The organism is Nocardia asteroides (genome assembly GCF_900637185.1).
GTDB classification, from domain to species: Bacteria; Actinomycetota; Actinomycetes; order Mycobacteriales; family Mycobacteriaceae; genus Nocardia; species Nocardia asteroides.
The window spans coordinates 3,170,539-3,192,439 of sequence record NZ_LR134352.1 but is presented as its reverse complement, the minus strand read 5'-3'; the positions used below and the strand labels follow the sequence as shown (position 1 = coordinate 3,192,439).

The following is a 21,901-nucleotide window of genomic DNA, read 5'->3' as shown; positions in this document are numbered from 1 at the left end:
GCGAATTCCGGGAATTCGGTACGGAACGCGTGGCTACTCGCCGCCGAGAATGCCGAGGACCTGCTCGGAGAAGAAGAACGGCTCGAGCCGCTCGCGGATGAGCTCGGCCAGGACACCGTTGCGCTTGGCCGACTCGATCACGGCGGGGCCGTAGCGCAGGATCTCGGCGCCGATGTCCTCGGCGCCGATCCCGAGCTCGGGCAGCATCGACGACAGCGTGTGGTCGCGGTAGCGGGTGTAGAACACCTCGACACACTCGCGCACCAGCATCCCGAAGTATTCCTTCTCCCTGGTCGTCACCGCGATCTCGTAGCAGATCTGGACCAGTTCGTTGAGGTCCTTCTGGGTCAGGTACTCGCGCAGGCCCGCCACCGGCTCGTCGGCGTGCAGGTCCCAGAACTCCATGGCCGCCGAGTGCACCGGCGCGTCGCGCAGCATGTCGCGGATGGCGTTGTTGGTGCGCTTGAGCGCGAACAGCGCGCCCTTGCCCGCCAGGTCACCGACGAAGGTGCTGTCGGCGACCTTCTTGGCCCGGTTGGCCGCGGACTGGCCCAGCGACATCAGCGAGGAGACGCCCGGGATCTTCTCGGCGCGTTCGCGATTGGCCTGCATGAAGTCACCGATCAGCTTGTCCACGAAGCGGGCGGCCACGGTGGCCACCAGCGGGCTCTCGGTGAGCCGGTCCAGAATGCGCTCCTGGGCCTGGTGCATGCCGAAGATCTTCTCCAGCAGCGCTTCCACCGGCTCCCGGTCGACGACGTCGCCGAGGGTGTACTCGGTGTTGGACGCGATGTGGTCGTAGATGGCGTCGGCGAAGATGCCGACGGTGTCGGCGATGACGGGGCTGCCACCGATCCGGTCGAAGACGGTGGCCACGGTCTGTTCACCCTGTTCGAGCGAGACGACGTCGCCGAAGACGATCGTGTCGCCGACGGCCAGCACCGCGGCCACGTCGCGCGCGATCACCTCGGCGAACCGGTCGCCGGTCACCTCACCGAGCAGGTAGTCCACCTGCGCGTCGAGCAGTCGTTCGGCGATCTGGCGCGCCTGTGTCATCTGGGTCCACCCATCACGGTCGTTGCTCGGCGGGGAGACCTCTCGGCTACTGGTCGTCGGCGCCGGAATCGGTGCCCTGCATCGATTTCCGGATCTGCGCCAGACGCTCGCGCGCGGCTTTCTCCCGCGCCTCCCACTGGTCGTCGGCACTGCGACCCGCGGGGGTCTGCCGGTCGAGCTCACCCATCCCCTGCGCGGTGCCGAAGCGCCGCTCGACCTTATCGCGAACCGCGTCGAATGTCGGCACTCCGGAAGTGGAATAGCCGCCGGTCGCAGTGGGTGTGGCCGTCCCCGGCACGCCATGCGGTACCGGCGGTACCGGCAATGTGGCCCCGACCTGGTCGGATGCGACGGGCACCACATCGGCGTCCAGGACCTCGGTGTCCAGAGTCACAGGGGAGCCGGTCTCGGCATGACCGGTTTCGGCCTGGGCGAGCGCGGCGGCGACAGCGCCGAGCCCCGGCCTGCCTGCCACGGCGGCGCGCAGCACCGCCACCAGTTCGTGGTCCGGCAGCGCGGCGAGGCGGCCGAGGATCTCGCTGGTTTCGCTCATACCGCCAGGCTACGCAGGCAGGAAGGTCGCCGACCACTCCGTGATCCGCTGCGGCCAGCGCGGGCCGAGCGCGTCGATGACGTCGTTGTGCCCGGCCCCGGGCACGATGACCAGCTCCTTCGGCTCCCGCGCCGCCGCGTACAGCCGTTCGGCGTGCCGCAGCGGGAGCAGTTCGTCGCGGTCGCCGTGGAACATCAGCACCGGGACGCCGAGCCCGGCGATCCGGCGGAGGTTCGGGTACGCGTCCGGGATGAGCGGCGCGGGCAGGAACGGATACACCGAGCGGGCCGCGGCACGCATACTGCTGAACGTCGACATCAGGATCATCCCCGCGGGCGGATGCTCGGTGGCCAGTTCCAGCAGCACTCCACCACCGAGCGACTTGCCCAGATACAGCACCCGCGCCGGGTCGACGCCGGGCTGGTCGAGCAGCGCGGCGCGGACCGCGCGGGCGTCGAGGTAGGTGCCCTGCTCCGCCGGCGCGCCGGTGCTGTGCCCGAACCCGCGGTAGTCGAAGGCGAGCACATCGAAACCGGCCCGGACCAGCAACGCGATGATCGGGACTCGGTCGCCGATGGTGCCCGCGTTGCCGTGGGCGTAGAGGATGTGGCCGCGCGGGCGCTCGGCGCGCACGAACCAGCCGTGCAGGTCGATGCCGTCGGCGGTGCGCATCGTGAGGTCGCGGTAGTCCAGGCCGAGGGCGGCCGGAGTCTCGGCGACGTGCTTGTCCGGGTGGTAGACGAGTGCGTTCAGCACCCGGGTCGCGGGATGCCGCATCACTTGCCCCGTCCCGCCTGGAAACCGAAATCCCACCCGTAGAGCCGGGCGATCTCCACGACACCACCGCCGGGCTGACCCGCGGGCGGCCGGACGAAGGCACCCTCCCGCCGGACCACCAGCTCGCCGTTCACGTTCTCCAGCACGGCGAGGACGGCGTCGCGGGAATTGTCGGTGCACCCGTCGAGGGTCATCTCGATCGGCGCGGAGTGCACCGGGTGCAGGGTGACGGTGGCGTGCACCCCGCGGAAGTCGCTCGCGCCGTCGTAGATCGAGGCGAAGACCAGGATCCGGCGGAAGAACCGCGTGTAGTCGAGATTGATCGACAGGTTCTCGCCGGTGACGCTGGCGCCGGTGCGGTCGTCCTGGTCGAGATGGATGAACGGGGGCTCGTAGAGCGCGCCGAATCGCCGGTCCAGCGCCCGCACCGACCCGATCGCGCCGTTGACCAGCTCGAAGAAGCAGCACAAGTCGAGGTCGATGTTCTTGCCGCGCAGCTTGCCGAACAGGCGGCCGGTCGCGGCCATCGAGGTCCAGTTGAGGTTCACCCGCATGACGCCGCCGGTGGCGCCGTGCTTGGTCAGCGAGACCGAGGGCGACTCCTTGGTCAGCGAGACCTTGCCGAGGTCGACCGGTGGCGGGGCCGGATGCGGTGGCACCGGTTGCGGGTACGGCGGTTGCGGCGGTGTCGGCATCACCGGGATGAACGGCTGGGTCGGCGGCGCGGGGTGCGGGACCGGCGCGAACGGCTGGGTCGGTGGCGCGGGCGGCGGGGCGGGCCGCACCGGAATCGGCGCCGGCGCGGGCGGCGGCGGCGCGTCGTCGACGGTGATACCGAAATCGGTTGCCAGCCCGGCCAATCCGGAATCATAGCCCTGGCCGACCGCACGGAACTTCCACGCGCCCTGGCGGCGATACAGCTCGCCGAGGACGAAGGCGGTCTCGGTGGTGGCGCCGGTGCTGTCGAAGCGCGCGAGCTCGGCGCCGGTCGCCGCGTCGAGGATCCGGATGTAGAGCCCGTGGAACTGGCCGAAGGTGCCGCCGTCGGCGGAGGCGGCGAGCACGATCCGCTCGATCTGCGGTTCCACCTGGGTCAGGTTCACCGACAGCCGGTCGACGACGGTGTGGCCCTGCTGTTTTCCGTCGTGCCGGACCGCGCCCGAGGGATGCGTGGCCTGGTTGTAGAAGACGAAATCGTCGTCGGAACGCACTGTCGTCCCGGCGAGCAGCAGCGCCGAGGCGTCGGCGTCGGGCACCCCCGGCCCCGACCGCCAACCCAGCTCGACGCGGACCGCGGCAGCGGGCACCACGACATTGGCGCCTTTCATCATCGACACGCCTGCCAACCTAGCCCGCCCCCGTTCCGTGGGCCCGAGCCGCCCACCCGGCCCGGCCGGGTGGGGCGTGCCGTCACCGGCCGCCGGGTTTGCCGAATTCCTCGATCAGCACGGGATATTGCTCGCCACCGTGTCCGGCGACGATCGCGCGTTCGGCCATCGACCGGATCAGCATGGGCAGTTCGGCGTTCACGCCGAGCGCCTCGCATTCCGCGACGAGGTGGGTCATCGACTCGATCTCGGTGGCCAGGGCCGACACCTCCGCCGGATAGCTGCCCTGGTCGATCTGGGTGGCGTAGCCGGGCAGCCATTCGGCCACTCCGGCGGCCATGCGCTGCGCGAACGGGGCGAAGGTGGCGGCGTCGACGCCGGCGGTCCGCAGCATCGCGGTCCCCTGCAACCAGGCGTTGAGCACACTCCACATCATGGCGAGTCCGGCCACGTCGTACAGCGCGGCCAGCCCGTGATCGGCACCGAGATGGGTGACGGTACCCAGCGCGGCCAGGGTCGCCGCGTTGGCGTCGAAGTCGGCGCGGTCGCCGCTGTGCAGGAGCACCGCGTCGGCGGTGCCGATCGCCGACGGGATCGCCATCACCGCGCCGTCGAGGTAGCGCGCGCCGCGCTGCTCGGCCCAGCGCGCGGCGGCCCTGGCCTGGGCCGAATCGCCCGAGGTCAGGTTGACCAGGGTGACGCCGCGCAGGTCGGCCGGGTCGAGCACGTCGTGCATCGCGGGATAGTCGGTGAGGCAGACGACGGTCAGCGGGCTCGCGGCGAGCGCGTCGGCCACGCTGGGCGCCCGCCGCGCGCCGGCGGCGACCAGCGGATCCGCCGCGGTGGCGGTGCGGTTCCAGACGGTGGTGCGGTGGCCCGCGGCGAGAAACGCGTGCGCGAGGGCGCGGCCCATGCGGCCGAGTCCGAGGACGGTGACTGCGGTGTCGTTCGAAGGATTCATGGCACCATCGTCAACGTTGATACCGGTGTGAAGGTCAAGGGAGAAACGCGATGCGGATCGGGGAATTGAGTCGCCGGACGGGCGTCAACGCCCACCAGCTGCGCTACTACGAGGCCCAGGGCCTGCTCCCGGCGGACCGCGGCGCCAACGACTATCGCGACTACGACGAGAGCGCGGTGCTGCGGGTGACCCAGATCCGCCACCTGCTCGGCGCGGGCCTGTCCTCCACCGATATCGCCTATCTGCTGCCCTGCGCGAACGGCGAGGCACCGGAGCTACCCGGCTGTCCGGAACTGCTGGCCGCCATGCGTTCCCGGCTGCGCCGGATCGAGGAGCAGATGGCCGCGCTGACCACCTCCCGCGACGCGCTCACCGTCTACATCGCGGCCGCCGAGCGGATGGGTGGCGAGAACTACCCACCACTGACCGGCCCCGCCTGACCTAGTCGAGCCGCATCGTGGCCGAATTCTGTTCCTGCCCAGCGTAGGTCGACCCCTCCCCCGAGATGATGCGGGTCAGCATCGTGCGCAGCCGCTCGACCTCGCCCGCCCCGACCACCTGATCCAGGTGCCGGTCGAACCGCTCGACGACCCGCACCCCCGCCGCCACCACCGCCCAGCCCGCGTCGGTGAGGCGGACCAGGCGAGCGCGGCCGTCGGCCGGATCCGGCCCGACTTCCACATATCCGCGATCGGTCAGGTGCCGGATCAGCTCTCCCATGGCCTGTTTCGTCATGCCCGCCCGCTCGGCCGGCACGGTGAGCCGGGTTCCCTCCGGGTCGATGACCTGACCGGGCTCGATGTCGCGCTGCTCGTCGGGATCCGGACCCGATTCACCGCGTCCGCGGCGGCGGCGCTGTTCGCGGTGTTCGCCCTGGCCATGCTGACCTCGGTGGGTTTCGCGGCGACAGCCGAGTACGCGGTGCCCGTGCTGATCGGCGGCGCGCTGATCGTCGCCGCGACCGCGGGCGCGAGCGGGACCGCGCACACCGATCACGGTGTGGAGCAGCGGTATTCGGCGACGAGCGGAAACGCCCGATCCCGGTGAGCGAGTTCCGAGTCCTGCTGGACGGCGCCGTGGCCGGGAAGCGGCGGCGGCGCCGGGACGCGGAAATACCGTCGGCGAGCATGAGTAATTCATCGGTTTCGCGGAAGCGGAAATCACTGTTGTCGTCTGTGTTCGTGCCGCTCGTGGCGCTCGGGTTGGTGGCCGCCGGGTCGGTCGGGTCCGCGGGCGCGGCCCCGGCCGCGGGGGCGCCCACCAGGATCGAGCTGCAGGGCGCGGCCAATGTCCGGGATCTGGGCGGCTACGTCACCTACGACGGAGCCAAGGTCAAGTCCGGGAAGCTCGTCCGGGCCGACGCGCTGGCCAAACTGACCGACGCGGATCTGCAGAAGCTCGCGGGCCTGACACTGAAGCAGGTCATCGACTTCCGGACTCCGGCCGAGGTGCAGGCGATGGGCGCGGACAAGCTGCCCGCGGGAGTTCCCCTGGTGGCGCGCCCGATCGACGACGGCGGCATGTTCACCAAGATGTACCAGGCGATCTCGTCCAAGGACCCGGTGCAGCAGCAGAACATGCTCGGCGACGGCAAAGCCGAGCAGATCATGCAGAACGTGTACCTGAACTTCTTCACCCCCGACGCGCTCGGGAAGTTCGGCCAGTCGGTCCGGGATCTGGCGGACACCGCCGGCGCCACCCTGTACCACTGCACCGCGGGCAAGGACCGCACCGGCTGGCTGTCCTACGTGACGCTGCGCGCGGTCGGCGTGCCGGAATCGGTGGCTCGCCAGGACTATCTGCTGTCGAACCAGTACCGGGCGGCGGCGGATGCCGCCCTGCGGACCCAGCTGAAGCAGGCGGGCGTCATGCAGAACCCGGACCTGCTGATCCCCCTGCAGGAGGTGCGGACCGAATACCTCGAGGTCGCGCTCGCCCAGATCGACCAGAAGTACGGCGACTTCGGCACATTCCTCACCGACGGTCTCGGCCTCGACGGCTGGACGCTGGTGAAACTGCGCAAGAACCTGGTGTCCTGACAACGACGAAGGCCGCCCGGTCGATACCGGGCGGCCTTCGGTCGTCTGGATCAGCCGCGCAGTTCGGCGCCGACCGCGGCGGTGGCCGAGGCGACGGCGGCGTCGCGCGCGGCACTGGCCTCGTCCTCGGTCAGGGTGCGGTCGGTGGCACGGAAGCGCAGGGCATAGGTGAGGGACTTGCGGCCCTCACCGGCCTGGGCGCCTTCGTAGACGTCGAACAGCGAGATCTCCTCGAGCAGGTCACCGCCGCCGGAACGCAGCGCCGACTCGACGCTCGCGGCGGGCACCGCCTTCTCGACGCTGACCGACACGTCCTGCAGCACGGCGGGGAACGCCGACACCGTCGGCGCGGGACGGGCCTCGACCAGCGGCAACGCGTCGAGATCCAGTTCCAGCGCGCAGGTGCGCGGCGGCAGACCGGCCCGCTCCAGCACCGCGGGGTGCAGTTCGCCCGCATGGCCGACCACGACACCGTCGACGACCAGTTCGGCGCAGCGGCCCGGATGCCACGGCAGGTACGCCGCCGACCGGCGCTCGAGGGTGACCCCGGCGGCGTCGGCGATCTCGTCGGCCAGCGCGAAGGTGTCGGCGGCCTCGGCCTGCCTGCCCGGGCCCCACGGCCCGCGCGGGTCACGGCGTCCGCTGAGCACCGCGGCCACGTGCACCGGCTGGGCGGGCAGCGAGGCGTTCAGTTCCGCGATCTGCTCGTCGGTGGGCCTGCGGTCCACCGGCAGCGCGGCGACCGCGTGCGTCTCGGCGCCGGGCCGCACGACCTGGGCGATGCCGTAGATCGTGAGATCACGGGCGCCGCGGGAGATGTTGCGGGCGGCCACTTCCAGCAGACCGGGCAGCAGCGTGGTCGCCAGCTCGGGCCGCTCGGCGTCGAGCGGGTTCAGCACACGGGTGGTGGCGCGGCGGTCGTCGTCTGCGTCGAGACCCCACACGTCGAACACCCCGGCGGGCAGGAACACCGGCGCGGGCACCTCGACGGCACCGGCGAAGGCCAGCGCCCGGCTGACCGCGCGACGGCGCCGCTGGGCGGCGGTCAGGCCACGGCCGGCGGGTGCGGACGGCAGCACCGACGGGATCTGCTCGAGACCCTCCAGGCGCAGCACCTCCTCCACCAGGTCGGCGGGCTGGGACAGGTCGGGACGCCAGCTCGGCGGGGTCACCAGCAGCTGGGTCTTGCCCGCGTCGTTGACCTCGATCTCCACCCCGGCGCCGATCTGGGCGAGCCTGCGCACGGCGGTGCCCGCCGGGTAGGTGACGCCGGCGACGCGGTCGGGCAGGTCGATGTCCATCGCGATCGGCGCGACCGGCTCTAGCGGAACCCGGATGTCGGTGAGCGTGGATTCGATGGTGCCGCCGGTGATCTCGGCCAGCAGGGTGGCCGCCCGGTCCAGCGCGACGATGTTGATCTCCGGATCGACGACGCGCTCGTAGCGCTTGCCCGCCTCGGAGACCAGCTTGTGCCTGCGCGCGGTCCGGTACACCCGCAGCGGGTTCCAGGTGGCGGCCTCGAGCACCACGTCGGTGGTCTCGGGACCGACCTCGGTGCTGGCGCCGCCCATCACACCGGCCAGCGAGACGACGCCGGAATCGTCGGCGATCACCACATCCTCGGCGTCGAGGGTGCGCTCGGTGTCGTCGAGGGTGCGCAGGGTCTCGCCCTTGTGCGCGGAGCGAACGACCAAGCCGCCGTTGAGCTTCGCCGCGTCGAACGCGTGCAGCGGCTGACCCAGCTCGAGCATCACGTAGTTGGTCACGTCGACGGCCGGGGAGATCGGGCGCATGCCCGACAGCATCAGCCTGCGCTGCAGCCACAGCGGGCTCACCGCGTTCGGGTCGATCCCGGTGACCCGGCGCGCGCCGAAGCGGGTGCACTCGGAGTCGGCCTCGAGCCGCACCGGCCACGCCACCTCGTCACCGTCGGGCAGCGTGCGCACCGCGGGGTCGGCGTATTCGAGGTCGAAACCGCAGGCCAGCTCGCGGGCCAGGCCGCGCACGGAGAAGCAGTAGCCGCGGTCGGGGGTGATGTTGAGCTCGATGATCGTGTCGTCGGTGCCCAGCAGCACGTTCGCGTCGTCACCGGGCTGCGCCGAGCCGGGCTCGAGCACCAGGATGCCGTCGTGATCCTTGCCGATGCCGAGTTCGGCGACCGAGCAGATCATGCCGTTCGAGGTGTGCCCGTAGGTCTTGCGCGACGAGATCTTGAACCCGCCGGGCAGCTCACCGCCGGGCAGCACCACGACGACCAGATCGCCGACCGCGAAATTGCGGGCGCCGCAGACGATTTCCTGCAGTTCGGGGTTACCGACGTCGACCTTGCAGAAGCGGATCGGCTTCTTGAACTCGGTGAGCTCGGTGATCTCGGCGACCCGGCCGACGACCAGCGGCTTGTCGATGTCACCACCGATCGGCTGAAGCTTGTCGACCTCCTCGACCTCCAGGCCGACCCGGACGAAACCGGCGTCGAGCTCTTCGGCGGACACCGACCATTCCGGGGTGGTGCGCTGCAGGATCTCGGTCAGCCAGGACTGCGCTACTCGCACGTGACTTTTCGCTCTCTCTCAGGACCGGATACCGAAGGGCAGGGTGAACCGCACGTCGCCCTCGACGATGTCGCGCATGTCGGGGATGCCGTTGCGGAACTGCAGCGTCCGCTCCATGCCCATGCCGAACGCGAAACCGGAGTAGACCTCGGGATCGATGCCGCTGGCGATCAGCACCTTCGGGTTGACCATGCCGCAGCCGCCCCACTCGACCCAGCCCGCGCCGCCCTTCTTGTCCGGGAACCACACGTCGACCTCGGCCGAGGGTTCGGTGAAGGGGAAGTAGTTGGGGCGCATGCGGGTTCGGGTGTCGGGGCCGAACAGAGCGCGCGCGAACGCGTCCAGGGTGCCGCGCAGGTGGGCCATGGTCAGGCCCTTGTCGATCGCCAGACCCTCCACCTGGGAGAACACCGGGGTGTGGGTGGCGTCGAGCTCGTCGGTGCGGAAGGTGCGGCCGGGGCACACGACATAGATCGGCAGCTCGCGGGTCAGCATCGAGCGCACCTGCACCGGGGAGGTGTGCGTGCGCAGCACCTGGCGCGAACCCTCCGGGGCGATGTGGAAGGTGTCCTGCATCGTGCGCGCCGGGTGGTCGGGCAGGAAGTTGAGCGCGTCGAAGTTGAAGTGCTCGGTCTCGACCTCGGGACCCTCGGCGACCTCCCAGCCCATGCCGACGAACACGTCGGCGATCTGCTCGGAGATCACGGTGATGGGGTGACGGGCGCCGACCGGGCGGCGGCGCGCGGGCAGGGTGACGTCGATCTTCTCCGCCACCAGCACGGCCTGGTCCCGCTCGGCGAGCAGCGCGGCGCGGCGTGCCTCGAACGCGTCCGACACCCGCTTGCGGGCGACGTTGACCCGCTTGCCCGCGTCGGCCTTCTCGTCCTTGGGCAGCGCGCCCAGACCGCGCTGGGCCAGCGCGATCGGCGACTTGCCGCCGATGTAGTCGGTCTTGGCGACCGCCAGCGCATCCAGATCAGCCGCCGCGGCGAACGCCTTCTCGGCCTCCGCCGCCGCCGCTGCGAGTGCCTCCTCGGTCAGCAAGGCGTTCTGCTCGACTCCACTGTTGTCGTCGGCCACGATCGTTCGACTCTCCCCTGGGGATCGGTTCACGGGTGCGTCATTGCCTACCCGTATCGGTGCTGCACAAATCCTATGGGATGGGGTTCGCGCGGTTCATCCGGATTCCCGGCGACACCGTCGCAACCGGCCCGAAGACCCTCCCCGGGTCGTCTCCCGGACCGACAAGTCCAGGTCAGGGCCGTCTTCGCCGAGTTCGCAGCCCGGCCCGCGATCGCCGGGAATTCGAGGGAACCGAATCGGCGCCCGTTCCGTCCAATCGTGCATACACATCAGCGTGTTCGACTCGAGAACAGGACCACTCGATGCCTGAACAGACTCGCGATTCGATGCCCCCGGGCCGCCGCACGCGCCCGGGCAGCGGGCTGGCCCGGTGCGGGCTCGGTATCCGCGGCCCCCTGCGTCGTCCCTTCCCGCGCGCGGCGGGCCGGTGTCCGCTGGGACCGGACCAGGCCATCGCGCCGCAGCCCGACCATCGGGACCGCTCGCGTCTGGACCCGGACGAGCTCGCGTGACGCGCCCGCCCGTCCGCTCCGGCCGCTCCGAGCCCCCTGTCCCCGGCCGGTACGTCCGGTTCCAGGGGATCCACCCCGACGGCTCCGGCCGCCATCCGGGCGTCGCCGTGCTGGCGGAGCGGCTGTCGGCCGCCGGCCAGCTGACCGCGGAGCAGGAACGATTCCGCCGCAGCGGCGACGAGTGGTTCGCCGCGCACCTGGTCGACCCCTACCGGGTCCACCCGCGCGTCCGCCGTCCCGGCGCGGCGGCCTGGTTCAAGTCGACCGCGCTGCCGATGCTCGACCGGGTCACCGGATACCTCACGCTGCTGGACGCGCACGGCGTCGGCTGGGAACGCCTCGACACCGATACCCCGGGCATCGTCCTCTACGACGACCCACTCCAGATCGTCGCGGTGACCCAACGTCCCAGGGCCGCCCGCGAACCCCGCCGAGAACCCCGAGCGGACAGCCACGACACACCACCCCGCCCACGCGTCCGCCGCTGGCCGACCATCCTCAACTGCACCAGACATCGCTGCCGGATCGAGGGTTCCACCACGGGAAGCCCGTGACGGCAGGCGACGGCGGGTCTCCCTGCTACCAGGAAGACCCGCCGTCGAGGGGTCAGGCCGCGGGCCTGGAGTGGCGGGGGAGGAAGGCGGCGATGACGGCCGCCGCGGCGACCAGGGCGGCGCCGACCCAGACGGCGGGGACGAGGCCGTCGACGTAGGACTGGGGGTCGGAGTAGGCGCCGTAGGAGGCGAAGACCGAGGCCAGGATGGCGATGCCCATGGCGACGCCGACCTCGCGGACGGTGCTGTTGATGCCGGACGCCATGCCCTGGTCGTCGGGGGCGGCGCTGTCCATCACGATGGTGGAGGACGGGGCGAAGGTGAGGCCCATGCCGATGCCACCGAGGACGAACGGGGCGACGAAGTTCACGTACGGCAGGTCGACGGTGATGATCAGCGCCATCCAGGCCAGCGAGATCGCGAGGAAGACCTGGCCCGCGGCGATGAGCAGCCGGGGCCCGACCCGGTCGATCACCAGACCGGCCAGCGGCGCGACGACCATCGGAACCATCGTCCACGGCATCGTGCGGATCCCGGACTCCAGCGGTGAATACCCTTGCACCACTTGGAAATACTGGGCCAGCAGGAAGATCGCGCCGAACACGCCCGCGGAGAAGGCGAACGACACCAGGTAGCTCAGGCTCAGCCCGCGCGAGGCGAACATGTGCAGCGGGAGCATCGGGTCGGTGGTCCGGTTCTCCCAGAGCACGAACGCGGCGAGCAGCAGGCCGCCGCCGATCAGCGCGGTGAGCACGGCGGGCGCGGTCCAGCCGTCATCGGCGCCGTGGATGACGCCCCACACCAGGGCCAGCACACCGCCCGCCGAGAGCAGCAGGCCGAGCAGGTCCAGCGTGCGCGCCGCACCGAAGGACTCGGCCAGCATGCGGGCGGCGAACGGCAGCGCCAGCAGCCCGACCGGCACGTTCAGCCAGAAGATCCACTGCCAGTTCAGCCCGTCGACGACCGCGCCGCCGACCACCGGGCCGACCGCGACACCCAGCCCGGCGATGCCGCCCCAGATGCCGATGGCCGCGCTGCGCATCCGCTCGGGCACCGCGGCCGCCAGCAGCGTCAGCGACAGCGGCATCACCGCCGCGCCGCCCGCGCCCTGCACCGCCCTGGCCGCGATGAGCATCCACGGCTCGGTGGCCATGGCGCAGGCCGCCGAGGCGACGACGAACAGCGCGATCCCGGCCAGGAAGACCCGGCGACGGCCGAGCCGATCGCCCAGCGCCGAGGCCGTGAGCAGCAGCGACGCGAACGAGAGCGTGTAGGCGTTGACGAACCATTGCAGATCCGACAGCGAGGCGCCCAGCTCGGTCTTGATCACCGGCAGCGCGTTGGTGACCACCAGATTGTCCAGGGTGACCATGAACATCGGCACGGCGACCGCGGCGATGACGGCCCCCACCGGCGCGGTCGATTTCCTGGTCTCCGGCGGCGATGCCGCGGTCTCCGTCCCGTCCGGTTCGAGCGTGTGCGTCATGGTCGAGCCCCTTAGTTGTTATTCGCTGATAACTTCCTGCCTCATGGTTATGCATCCGCTGATAACATGTCAAGGGCAGGGGGTCGACGAGGAGGTGGACACCGGATGACCGGCACGACCAGAACGCGGATGACCGCGTCGGAGCGCAGCGCCCAGGTGCTCGCCGCCGCCGTCCGCGCGTTCGCCGAATCCGGTTACGCCGCAACGAAAACCGACGAGATCGCACGCCTGGCCGGGGTCTCCCAGCCCTACGTGATCCGGCTGTTCGGCACCAAGCAGCAACTGTTCGTGGCGGTACTGCACGAGGTGTGCGCGCGGATCGAGCAGGTGTTCCGCGGCGCGGAGATCGAGCCGGGCACCGACACGGCCGAGGCCCTGCGCACGCTCGGCCAGGCCTACGAGACCTTCCTCGCCGAACGCGAACTGCCGCTCAACCTGCTGCACGGCGCCTCCGCCAGCGCCGATCCCGCGATCGGCGAGCACATGCGCGAGCGCTTCGGGCGCATCTATCGCCTGGTCGGCGAGCTCACCGGCGCCGACGTCACCGAGGCACGCCGCTTCGTCTCCACCGGCATGCTGCTGACGATCATGACCGCCATGCAGGTGGCGGGCCCGTCCGCGATGCCCCTCCCCTGGGCCACCGAGATCCTCGACGACCTGCGCAGCACCATCGACCCCGAATGCTGACGCGCTAGCCCCGGTGCTGCACCCGGGAACCGGCGTAGAGGCAGATCGCCGCCGCGGCGGCCAGGTTCAGGCTCTCGGCGCGGCCGTGGATGGGAATGCGGATGCGATGGTCGGCCCTGGCGGCCACGGCCGGATCGAGGCCGTGTGCCTCGTTGCCGAACAGCCAGGCCACGGGCCCGGCCAGGATCTCGTCGGCGGCGTCCAGGTCGACCTCGCCGGTGGCGGCGGTGGCCAGGATCGTCGCGCCAGCGGCGGAGATCGCGTCCAGCGTGGCGGTGACGTCGCGGCTGCGCGCGATCGGGACGTGGAACAGGCTGCCCGCGCTGGCACGGACGCATTTGCCGTTGTGCGGGTCGACGGTGTCGCCCGCCAGCACCACACCGTCGGCGCCGACCGCGTCGGCGACCCGGATCAGGGTGCCCGCGTTGCCGGGTTCGGCGATCTCGACGGGGACGGCCAGCATGCGCGGGCCCCGGTCGAGGATGTCCGACAGCGCCACGTCGACCAGGTCGCACACCGCGACCAGGCCGGGCGCGGTGACGGTTTCGCCGAGGTGCTCGGCGGCGCGGTCGCTGACCAGCGTGGTGCGCACCCCGTCGGCGGCGGCGCCGGCGATCAGCGCGGTCTCGCGCGCGGCACCGGTGACCGAATAAAACAGCTCACGGACGCGGCCGGTCTCCAGCGCGGCGGTCACCGCGTTGGCGCCCTCGGCGAGAAACTGCCCGGTCTTGCGGCGCTGCGCCGCGCGCTGGAGCTTGACAGCGGAAACGACCCGCGGATTGCGCTCGGAGAGCGCGTCCACGGGTCGTTCCGACAGATCGCTGTGCGTCGTCAAGCTCAGGCAGCGGTGGCCGGGGCGTTGACGTCGGCGGGCAGCGCGGCCTTGGCGACAGCGACGAGACCGGCGAAGGCCTCGGCGTCGGAGACGGCGAGCTCGGCCAGGATCTTGCGGTCCACCTCGACACCGGCGGCCTTGAGGCCCTGGATGAAGCGGTTGTAGGTGATGTCGTTCAGACGCGCGGCGGCGTTGATACGAGCGATCCACAGCTTGCGGAAGTCACCCTTGCGCGCCTTGCGGTCGCGGTAGGCGTAGGTCAGCGAGTGGAGCTGCTGTTCCTTGGCCTTGCGGTACAGGCGCGAGCGCTGGCCCCGGTAGCCCTTGGAGGCCTCGAGGATGGAACGGCGCTTCTTCTGAGCGTTGACGGCCCTTTTGACGCGTGCCACTTTTCAGTCCTTGATCATCTGGGGGCGCGCGGCGGCGCCCGAATTCGGTAGTTGCCGGCGTCCGGTTATCCCGGCCGCGGAATCGTCAGGTTGCGACGGTCTCAGGCGAGACCGAGCAGCCGCTTCACGCGGGGGGCGTCGACGGAAGCGACGGACTCCGTGCCTTCCAGACGACGAGTCCGGCGGGTGGCCTTGTGCTCCAGGAGGTGGCGACGGTTCGCCTGCTCGCGAAGCAGCTTGCCACTGCCGGTCACCTTGAATCGCTTCTTGGCGCCGCTGTGGGTCTTGTTCTTCGGCATGGATTCCTCTATCTGTGTCGTTTGAAATCGGTGTTACTGCGGGTCGGCCGGCGCTGCCTGCTCGGCGGCGGGCGCGGCCTCGGCCGTCGCGGCCGGTTCGGCGCTCGCGGGACCGGTCGGCAGCGGACGTGCCGGCGCGGAGTCCTGCTGGGCCTTCACCCGCGTCTTCGCGCCCTTGTGGGGAGCGAGGACCATGGTCATGTTGCGGCCGTCCTGCTTGGCCGAGGTCTCGACGAAGCCGAGTTCGGCGACATCGGAGGCCAGACGCTGCAGCAACCGGAAACCGAGCTCGGGTCGCGACTGCTCACGGCCACGGAACATGATCGTGACCTTGACCTTGGACCCGGCCTCGAGGAAGCGAACCACGTTGCGCTTCTTGGTCTCGTAGTCGTGGTCGTCGATCTTCGGGCGGAGCTTCTGCTCCTTGATCACGGTCTGGACCTGGTTCTTCCGGGACTCGCGCGCCTTCTGCGCCGTCTCGTACTTGAACTTGCCGTAGTCCATGATCTTGCAGACCGGCGGACGGGCATCGGGTGCCACCTCGACCAGGTCGAGATCGGCTTCGAGCGCGACGCGTAGTGCATCTTCAACACGCACGATCCCAACCTGTTCGCCGCCGGGTCCGATGAGACGGACCTCGGGAACACGGATGCGATCGTTGATGCGGGTCTCAGTGCTGATGGGGCCTCCTAGGTCAAGCGGTGTCGTCATAACGACCGCACGCAATAACTGCAACCCCTGTTTCAACACGAAAGCCCCGTTGCGGTATTTCTCCGCGACGGGGCCCGATGTCGACCGATCGCCCACAGCCGAAACCCGCGAGGGCTCGGTGTCGACTCCCGCGTGCCAGGCACACGGGAAACCCCTCACATCGGAAGGGTGACCGGGACCGTTTGTCCAGTACGATTGCTCGCCGGTAACGGTGGGAGTCGGGCTCCACTTATCTGCCCCAGGTCTACATGACACAACCAGGGGCGGTCGTCAGCGAAAAGTCTAGCATCGCATTCCGCTATCGCCGAATCGGCCCGGCAGCAGCGACCCTCATCGGCCCCGCTATAGCCTTGTCGCCATGACTGACGAGCTCGATCCCCCCGTGCGCGACCTGGCCGACATCCCCGCCGTCGAAGTGATCAGCCGGGCCGCCGTGATGCTGATGAGTTCGGCCGCGGAGAAGCTGGGCCTGGCCGGGGACGACCCGCACTCGGGCGCGAACGTCGACCTCGACGAGGCGCGCCGGGTGATCACCGCGCTGGCCGGGCTGGTCACCGCGTCGGTGGAGTACCTCGGCCCGCACGCGGGCCCGATCCGCGACGGGCTGCAGGCCTTGCAGCGCGCCTTCCGCGAAGCCTCCTCGGTGCCCGACGCCCCGGGCGCGGGGCCGGGCGAGAAGTACACCGGCCCGGTGTTCTGAGCGCCGCCCTCCCGGAGACGAAAAGATCCGCCGACGCTCGCGTCGGCGGATCTTTCGCGTAGGTGGGCCGTCGCCGGCCGCTATCCGGTCGGGCTCAGACCGTGGGGGTCGGGGCAGGCGGGGTGCCGGGGGTGACCGACACGGCCGAGCCGGAGGTGATCATGTTCGCGAGGGCGGTGAACAGCGCCGCGCTTCCGGTGTCCATTTCTCAGGTGTTCCTTTCGGCTCAGCCGCGTCAGACAGTCGGCTTGGTGGGCTCGTAGGCCAGCGAGGAGCCGCCGCTGAGGAAAGACAGAATCTGGCCGATGAGCGCCGTGGTGGCTTCATCCATGGGGGACGTTCCTTTCAAACTGCACGACATCGCGATCGCGCCGCCCACTGGCGCGAGACACGTCGGGATGTCGGTTCGACTGACCGTTACTCTCCGGTATTCCGGCAACGGTGAGGCGAATGCTACCCACACGTGTTTCACTTTGTCGCGTTTTCGGAAAGTCCCCGCGCCGGAGGATATCCGCCGTCAGCGCAGCGCGGCCGCCTTTCGCGCCAGCCGTTTGGCCGCCGCCGTCTCGGCGGGCGCCTTCTTGGCCGCCGGGGCCGCCTTCTTGGCCGCTTTCTTCGCCGGAGCGCGCACCGGCGCGGGCGCCGCGAGCACCTCCTTGAGGAACTGACCGGTGTAGCTGCCCGACACCTCGGCCACGTCCTCCGGCGTGCCGGTGGCGACGACGGTGCCGCCGCCGGAACCGCCCTCCGGGCCCATGTCCACGACCCAGTCCGAGGTCTTGATGACATCGAGGTTGTGCTCGATGACGATCACCGTGTTGCCCTTGTCGACCAGGCCGTTGATCACCTTGAGCAGCTTGCGGATGTCCTCGAAGTGCAGACCGGTGGTCGGCTCGTCGAGAATGTAGACCGTGCGTCCGGTCGAGCGTTTCTGCAGCTCGGCGGCCAGTTTCACGCGCTGGGCCTCACCGCCGGACAGTGTCGGCGCGCTCTGGCCGAGCCGCACGTACCCCAGACCCACCTCGACGAGGGTCTTGAGATAGCGGTGGATCGAGGTGACCGGCTCGAAGAACTCCGCGGCCTCGTCGATCGGCATGTCCAGCACCTCGGCGATGGTCTTGCCCTTGTAGTGCACCTCGAGCGTCTCGCGGTTGTAGCGGGCGCCGTGGCACACCTCGCACGGGACGTAGACGTCGGGCAGGAAGTTCATCTCGATCTTGAGCGTGCCGTCACCCGAGCAGGCCTCGCAGCGGCCGCCCTTGACGTTGAACGAGAACCGGCCCGGCTGATAACCGCGCACCTTGGCCTCGGTGGTGGCCGCGAACAGGGTGCGGATCTTGTCGAAGACACCGGTGTAGGTGGCCGGATTCGAGCGCGGGGTGCGCCCGATCGGCGACTGGTCGACCTGTACCAGCTTGTCCAGGTGGTCCAGCCCGTTGATCCGGGTGTGCCTGCCCGGCACCTGGCGGGCGCCGTTGAGCTTGTTCGCCAGCACCGTCGCCAGGATGTCGTTGACCAGGGTCGACTTGCCTGAGCCGGACACACCGGTGACCGAGGTGAGCACGCCGAGCGGGAAGGCCACATCGATGCCGGCCAGATTGTGCTCGGTGGCGCCGACGACGGTGAGCTTGCGCTTCTTGTCGATCGGCCGCCGCACCATCGGCACCTCGATCTGCTCCCGGCCGGAAAGGTAAGCGCCGGTGAGTGATTCGGGCTCGCTGAGCAGCTCGGCGTACGGACCGCTGTGCACCACCCGGCCGCCGTGCTCACCGGCCAGCGGGCCGATGTCGACCACCCAGTCCGAGGCGCGGATGGTGTCCTCGTCGTGCTCCACCACGATCAGGGTGTTGCCCAGCTTCTTCAGCCGCAGCAGCGTCTCGATGAGCCTGCGGTTGTCCCGCTGGTGCAGGCCGATCGACGGCTCGTCGAGCACGTAGAGGACACCGACCAGGCCGGAGCCGATCTGGGTGGCCAGCCGGATGCGCTGCGCCTCGCCACCGGACAGCGTCGCCGCCGCCCGCGACAGCGTGAGGTACTCCAGGCCCACGTCGAGCAGGAAGCCGAGCCGGGCCTGGATCTCCTTGAGCACCTGGCCCGCGATCGCGGCCTCGCGCTCCCCCAGCGTCAGCGAGTTCAGGAAATGCGCGCAGTCGCCGATGGACAGGTCGCTGACATCGGCGATCGACTTGTCGGTGCCGTCGGCGGCGAGGGTGACGGCCAGGATCTCCGGACGCAGGCGGGCGCCGTGGCAGACCGGGCACGGCACGTCGCGCATGTAGCCGTCGTAGTGCTCCTTCATCTGCTCGGACTCGGTGTTGTCCATCCGCCGGTGCAGGAACGGCATCACGCCTTCGAAGTCGGCGTAGTAGGAGCGCTTGCGGCCGTACCGGTTGGTGTAGGACACGTGCACCTGATCGGAACTGCCCTCGAGCACCGCCTTGCGGGCCTTGGCGGGCAGGTCCTGCCAGGGCGTGTCCATCGAGAAGCCGATGGCCTCGGCCAGGCCCGACAGCAGCCGGTTGAAGTACTCGGCGGTCTGCCCCCGCGACCACGGCGCGATGGCGCCGTCGGCCAGGCTCAGCTCCGGATCGGGCACCACCAGCTCCGGGTCGACCTCCTTGCGGATGCCGAGGCCGGTGCAGTCGGGGCAGGCGCCGTAGGGCGAGTTGAAGGAGAACGAGCGGGGCTCGAGATCCTCGATGTCGAGCGGGTGGCCGTTCGGGCAGGCCAGCCGCTCGGAGAAGCGGCGCTCCCGGTCATGGGCGTGTTCGTCGCGGTCGACGAAGTCGAGCACCACGATGCCGTCGGCCAGCCGCAGCGCGGTCTCGATGGAGTCGGTGAGCCGCTGCTTGGAGGCGGGCTTGACCGCGAGCCGGTCGACCACGACCTCGACGTCGTGCTTCTCCTGCTTCTTCAGCTTCGGCGGATCGGTGAGCGGGTACACCACCCCGTCCACCCGCACGCGCGAGTACCCCTGGGTCTTGAGCTGGTCGAACAGGTCGACGAACTCGCCCTTGCGGGTACGCACCACCGGCGCGAGGACCTGGAACTTCAGGCCCTCCTCCATCGCCAGCACCTGGTCGACGATCTGCTGCGGGGTCTGCTTGGCGATCAGCTCGCCACACACCGGGCACCGCGGCGTCCCCGCGCGGGCGTAGAGCAGGCGCAGGTAGTCGTAGACCTCGGTGATGGTGCCGACCGTGGAACGCGGGTTGCGGTTGGTCGACTTCTGGTCGATCGACACCGCGGGCGAGAGGCCCTCGATGAAGTCGACGTCGGGCTTGTCCATCTGCCCCAGGAACTGCCGCGCGTAGGCCGACAGCGACTCGACGTAACGACGCTGCCCCTCGGCGAAGATCGTGTCGAACGCCAGGCTCGACTTCCCGGAACCGGACAGGCCGGTGAACACGATCAGGCTGTCCCGAGGCAGATCGAGGTCGACACCCTTGAGGTTGTGTTCCCGAGCTCCGCGCACAGTGAGGCGTTCCGCCACCTGGTGAATCCCTTCTTCATCGTCATCCGCCGACCGGACATGAACCCCCGTCAGCCATGCTAGGCGGACCCACAGACAGAAACAGTGGAGCGCTGGCGCGCCTGAGTTCGCGGCCCCTCGAGTCCCGTCGATCGGCGACCGTTGCTTGCTCCTTCGTCGCCTACGCGACGACCGCTGACCGACAGGACGGCCGCGACGCGGCCTGCCCTCCTCGGGGTCGGGGCGTGGTGGCCGAGTTCTCGGTCTGCGCCCACTATTTCGGCACGCGGATTATGTTTGACGGCAGGGGCGGGGACGATCGACATGATGAAGGAGCAGGCGTGCTCGAGGTGTTCCTGGTCGACGACCACGAAATCGTCCGGCGCGGCCTGATCGACCTGCTCGAGGGTGATCCAGAACTCACCGTGATCGGCCAGGCGGGCGGCGTCGCCGAGGCGATGACGCGGATCAGGGAGACCAGACCCGACGTCGCGGTGCTCGATGTGCGCCTGCCCGACGGCAACGGCATCGAACTGTGCCGCAATCTGCTGGCCGAGTTCGAGGACCTGCACTGCCTGATCCTCACCTCGTTCTCCGACGAGCACGCCATGCTCGACGCGATCCTGGCCGGTGCCAGCGGTTATGTGGTGAAGAACATCGACGGGATGAAGCTGGCCGACGCGATCAAGCAGGTCGGGGCGGGCCACTCGCTGCTCGACACCCGCGCGGCCGACGCGCTGCGCGCGCGTCTGCGCCGCAGCACCGAGCCGTCGGGTGCGCTGGCCGGGCTCACGGAGCAGGAGCGCCGATTACTGGAACTGCTCGGCGAGGGACTGACCAACCGGCAGATCGCCGCGCGCATGTTCCTGGCCGAGAAGACGGTGAAGAACTACGTCTCCCGGCTGCTGGCCAAGCTGGGGGTGGAACGCCGCACCCAGGCCGCCGTGCTGGCGACCAAGCTGCGCGAACCGTAGCGCGCGAGGACGGCGCTCAGGTGGGGACGACGATGGTCAGGTCGCCGTCGTAGCGGCGGTAGAGCAGGTTGCCGCGGCCGGAGTGGGTGTCGGTGAAGAACAGGTAGGGCAGCCCGCCGGTGCACAGCACGTCGGCGGCTTCGTCCTCGGCGTAGACCGGCGCGGAATCCTGGACGACCTTGACGGGCATCGCGCTCGCGGTCAGCGGTAGCTCGGCGGCCGCACCGGCCGCGGCGGTGTGGCGCTGCCTGGCCAGGCGCACGCCGTGCGGGTCGGCCCAGCTGACGATCGCGTCCTCACCGGTCTGGGCGTCGGTGAACAGGTAGGCGTCGTAGTCCATGGCGTCGAGGACGGTGCTGGCTTCCAGCGGGGTGCCGGTCAGCAGCGCGCAGTCCTTGCGGCGGATGATCGGGCGGGTCTCGGTGATCCGGGCCAGCGGGCGCCGGGCCGGATCGGGCCACGCGCCCCGGGTCTCCTTGCCCGCGCGGCGGGCCAGCTGCCGGTCGAGCCGCTCGGCGGCGAAGGTGACGGCGAACCCGCCCGGCCCGGTGACCTGCACGCGGGTGAGGGTGTCGTTGGTCCGGATGTTGGCCTGCACCAGGGTCGGCTCGTCGGTGGCCTGCGGTGCGGTGACGCGCACGCGGGCCGGACTGTCCAGGTGATGCCTGCGCATGACGCGGGTGATGGCGCGGACCGCGCGGGTGACGTCCTGGGGTGGTACCTCGCCGCAGGTGGTCACCGCGAGCTCCGGGTCCGCGGCGGTCGTCCAGTGCTGGGTAGTCGACAACGAATTCATCTCTTGCCCCACTTCTCGATCCCTTTTCCCGGTGACCTATGCCATCATCTGGCTCCTTGTCGGTGAAGGGCCGAAAGTCCCCACCTTGCGGACTAGACTTGCCCGTGACTCAATCGAGGTGGTGCGGCGACGGGATA

Annotated in this window: 23 protein-coding genes; 8 read left to right on the top strand and 15 right to left on the bottom strand. The window is 70.1% G+C overall.

Annotation, left to right across the window (positions count from 1 at the left end):
* Positions 1-33 precede the first annotated feature (33 nt).
* From EL493_RS15000 to EL493_RS14980, 5 genes are all read right to left on the bottom strand, one after another.
* Complete coding sequence (locus EL493_RS15000) at positions 34-1,056, bottom strand: hypothetical protein (RefSeq protein ID WP_019046439.1); 1,023 nt, start codon at positions 1,054-1,056, stop codon at positions 34-36.
* Between the two features lie 46 nt (positions 1,057-1,102).
* Positions 1,103-1,609 carry a hypothetical protein gene (locus tag EL493_RS14995; RefSeq protein ID WP_019046438.1) on the bottom strand — a complete coding sequence of 169 codons (507 nt, stop codon included), beginning with the start codon at positions 1,607-1,609 and terminating at the stop codon, positions 1,103-1,105.
* Between the two features lie 9 nt (positions 1,610-1,618).
* Complete coding sequence (locus tag EL493_RS14990) at positions 1,619-2,386, bottom strand: alpha/beta hydrolase (protein ID WP_019046437.1); 768 nt, start codon at positions 2,384-2,386, stop codon at positions 1,619-1,621.
* Positions 2,386-3,717: a TerD family protein gene (locus EL493_RS33545; RefSeq protein ID WP_030203887.1), complete on the bottom strand. Its 1,332-nt coding sequence runs from the start codon at positions 3,715-3,717 to the stop codon at positions 2,386-2,388. The genes EL493_RS14990 and EL493_RS33545 overlap by 1 nt, the downstream gene beginning before the upstream one ends.
* A gap of 79 nt (positions 3,718-3,796) precedes the next feature.
* Entirely contained in the window at positions 3,797-4,675 is an 879-nt protein-coding gene (locus EL493_RS14980; protein ID WP_019046435.1) for an NAD(P)-dependent oxidoreductase, read from the bottom strand.
* A 50-nt stretch (positions 4,676-4,725) separates the two neighbouring features.
* Between EL493_RS14980 and EL493_RS14975 the strand changes: the two genes are divergently transcribed.
* The gene (locus tag EL493_RS14975) at positions 4,726-5,115 is read left to right on the top strand and encodes a MerR family transcriptional regulator (protein ID WP_019046434.1); all 390 of its coding nucleotides are present in this window, start codon (positions 4,726-4,728) and stop codon (positions 5,113-5,115) included.
* 1 nt (position 5,116) lies between these two features.
* Here the strand turns inward: EL493_RS14975 and EL493_RS32745 are convergent, their stop codons facing one another.
* Positions 5,117-5,395, bottom strand: a complete 279-nt coding sequence (locus tag EL493_RS32745; protein ID WP_019046433.1) for a MarR family winged helix-turn-helix transcriptional regulator — start codon at positions 5,393-5,395, stop codon at positions 5,117-5,119.
* Here EL493_RS32745 and EL493_RS32740 point away from each other — a divergent pair.
* Positions 5,375-5,722, top strand: coding sequence for a hypothetical protein (locus tag EL493_RS32740; protein ID WP_019046432.1), 348 nt, complete (start codon positions 5,375-5,377; stop codon positions 5,720-5,722). The two genes, EL493_RS32745 and EL493_RS32740, sit on opposite strands and share 21 nt — an antisense overlap.
* A gap of 128 nt (positions 5,723-5,850) precedes the next feature.
* Positions 5,851-6,714, top strand: coding sequence for a tyrosine-protein phosphatase (locus tag EL493_RS14965; protein ID WP_019046431.1), 864 nt, complete (start codon positions 5,851-5,853; stop codon positions 6,712-6,714).
* Between the two features lie 50 nt (positions 6,715-6,764).
* On the opposite strand, the gene pheT is transcribed toward EL493_RS14965, so the two are convergent.
* On the bottom strand, positions 6,765-9,266 hold the full coding sequence (pheT, locus tag EL493_RS14960) for a phenylalanine--tRNA ligase subunit beta (RefSeq protein WP_019046430.1): 2,502 nt from the start codon (positions 9,264-9,266) through the stop codon (positions 6,765-6,767).
* 18 nt (positions 9,267-9,284) lie between these two features.
* Complete coding sequence (gene pheS, locus EL493_RS14955; RefSeq protein WP_019046429.1) at positions 9,285-10,346, bottom strand: phenylalanine--tRNA ligase subunit alpha; 1,062 nt, start codon at positions 10,344-10,346, stop codon at positions 9,285-9,287.
* Positions 10,347-10,651: 305 nt separating this feature from the next.
* Here pheS and EL493_RS14950 point away from each other — a divergent pair, with 305 nt between their 5' ends.
* Positions 10,652-10,861 carry a hypothetical protein gene (locus EL493_RS14950; RefSeq protein ID WP_126405711.1) on the top strand — a complete coding sequence of 70 codons (210 nt, stop codon included), beginning with the start codon at positions 10,652-10,654 and terminating at the stop codon, positions 10,859-10,861.
* Positions 10,858-11,415, top strand: a complete 558-nt coding sequence (locus tag EL493_RS32735; RefSeq protein WP_019046428.1) for a hypothetical protein — start codon at positions 10,858-10,860, stop codon at positions 11,413-11,415. Before EL493_RS14950 ends, EL493_RS32735 begins: the two co-directional genes overlap by 4 nt.
* A gap of 52 nt (positions 11,416-11,467) precedes the next feature.
* Here EL493_RS32735 and EL493_RS14940 read toward each other — a convergent pair whose 3' ends face one another.
* Positions 11,468-12,901 (bottom strand): MFS transporter, encoded by a 1,434-nt coding sequence (locus EL493_RS14940; protein ID WP_022566599.1) that lies wholly within the window; start codon positions 12,899-12,901, stop codon positions 11,468-11,470.
* Positions 12,902-13,006: 105 nt separating this feature from the next.
* On the opposite strand from EL493_RS14940, the gene EL493_RS14935 reads away from it, so the two are divergent.
* Positions 13,007-13,588 carry a TetR/AcrR family transcriptional regulator gene (locus tag EL493_RS14935; protein WP_019046425.1) on the top strand — a complete coding sequence of 194 codons (582 nt, stop codon included), beginning with the start codon at positions 13,007-13,009 and terminating at the stop codon, positions 13,586-13,588.
* A 4-nt stretch (positions 13,589-13,592) separates the two neighbouring features.
* Here EL493_RS14935 and EL493_RS14930 read toward each other — a convergent pair whose 3' ends face one another.
* The 4 genes from EL493_RS14930 to infC form a co-directional block, all read right to left on the bottom strand.
* Complete coding sequence (locus EL493_RS14930; RefSeq protein ID WP_019046424.1) at positions 13,593-14,390, bottom strand: TrmH family RNA methyltransferase; 798 nt, start codon at positions 14,388-14,390, stop codon at positions 13,593-13,595.
* Positions 14,391-14,425: 35 nt separating this feature from the next.
* Positions 14,426-14,812: a 50S ribosomal protein L20 gene (rplT, locus tag EL493_RS14925; RefSeq protein WP_019046423.1), complete on the bottom strand. Its 387-nt coding sequence runs from the start codon at positions 14,810-14,812 to the stop codon at positions 14,426-14,428.
* A 101-nt stretch (positions 14,813-14,913) separates the two neighbouring features.
* Positions 14,914-15,111: a 50S ribosomal protein L35 gene (gene rpmI, locus EL493_RS14920; protein ID WP_019046422.1), complete on the bottom strand. Its 198-nt coding sequence runs from the start codon at positions 15,109-15,111 to the stop codon at positions 14,914-14,916.
* Positions 15,112-15,144: 33 nt separating this feature from the next.
* Complete coding sequence (gene infC, locus EL493_RS14915) at positions 15,145-15,822, bottom strand: translation initiation factor IF-3 (protein WP_030203874.1); 678 nt, start codon at positions 15,820-15,822, stop codon at positions 15,145-15,147.
* A gap of 358 nt (positions 15,823-16,180) precedes the next feature.
* Here infC and EL493_RS14910 point away from each other — a divergent pair, with 358 nt between their 5' ends.
* Positions 16,181-16,522: a DUF1844 domain-containing protein gene (locus EL493_RS14910; protein ID WP_019046420.1), complete on the top strand. Its 342-nt coding sequence runs from the start codon at positions 16,181-16,183 to the stop codon at positions 16,520-16,522.
* 517 nt (positions 16,523-17,039) lie between these two features.
* Here the strand turns inward: EL493_RS14910 and uvrA are convergent.
* Positions 17,040-20,015 (bottom strand): excinuclease ABC subunit UvrA, encoded by a 2,976-nt coding sequence (gene uvrA, locus EL493_RS14905; protein ID WP_019046417.1) that lies wholly within the window; start codon positions 20,013-20,015, stop codon positions 17,040-17,042.
* Between the two features lie 320 nt (positions 20,016-20,335).
* On the opposite strand from uvrA, the gene EL493_RS14900 reads away from it, so the two are divergent.
* Entirely contained in the window at positions 20,336-20,968 is a 633-nt protein-coding gene (locus EL493_RS14900; protein WP_019046416.1) for a response regulator transcription factor, read from the top strand.
* Positions 20,969-20,984: 16 nt separating this feature from the next.
* On the opposite strand, the gene EL493_RS14895 is transcribed toward EL493_RS14900, so the two are convergent.
* A complete protein-coding gene (locus EL493_RS14895; protein WP_019046415.1) occupies positions 20,985-21,764 on the bottom strand; it encodes a sigma 54 modulation/S30EA ribosomal C-terminal domain-containing protein in 780 nt (259 codons plus the stop codon).
* Positions 21,765-21,901 lie beyond the last annotated feature (137 nt).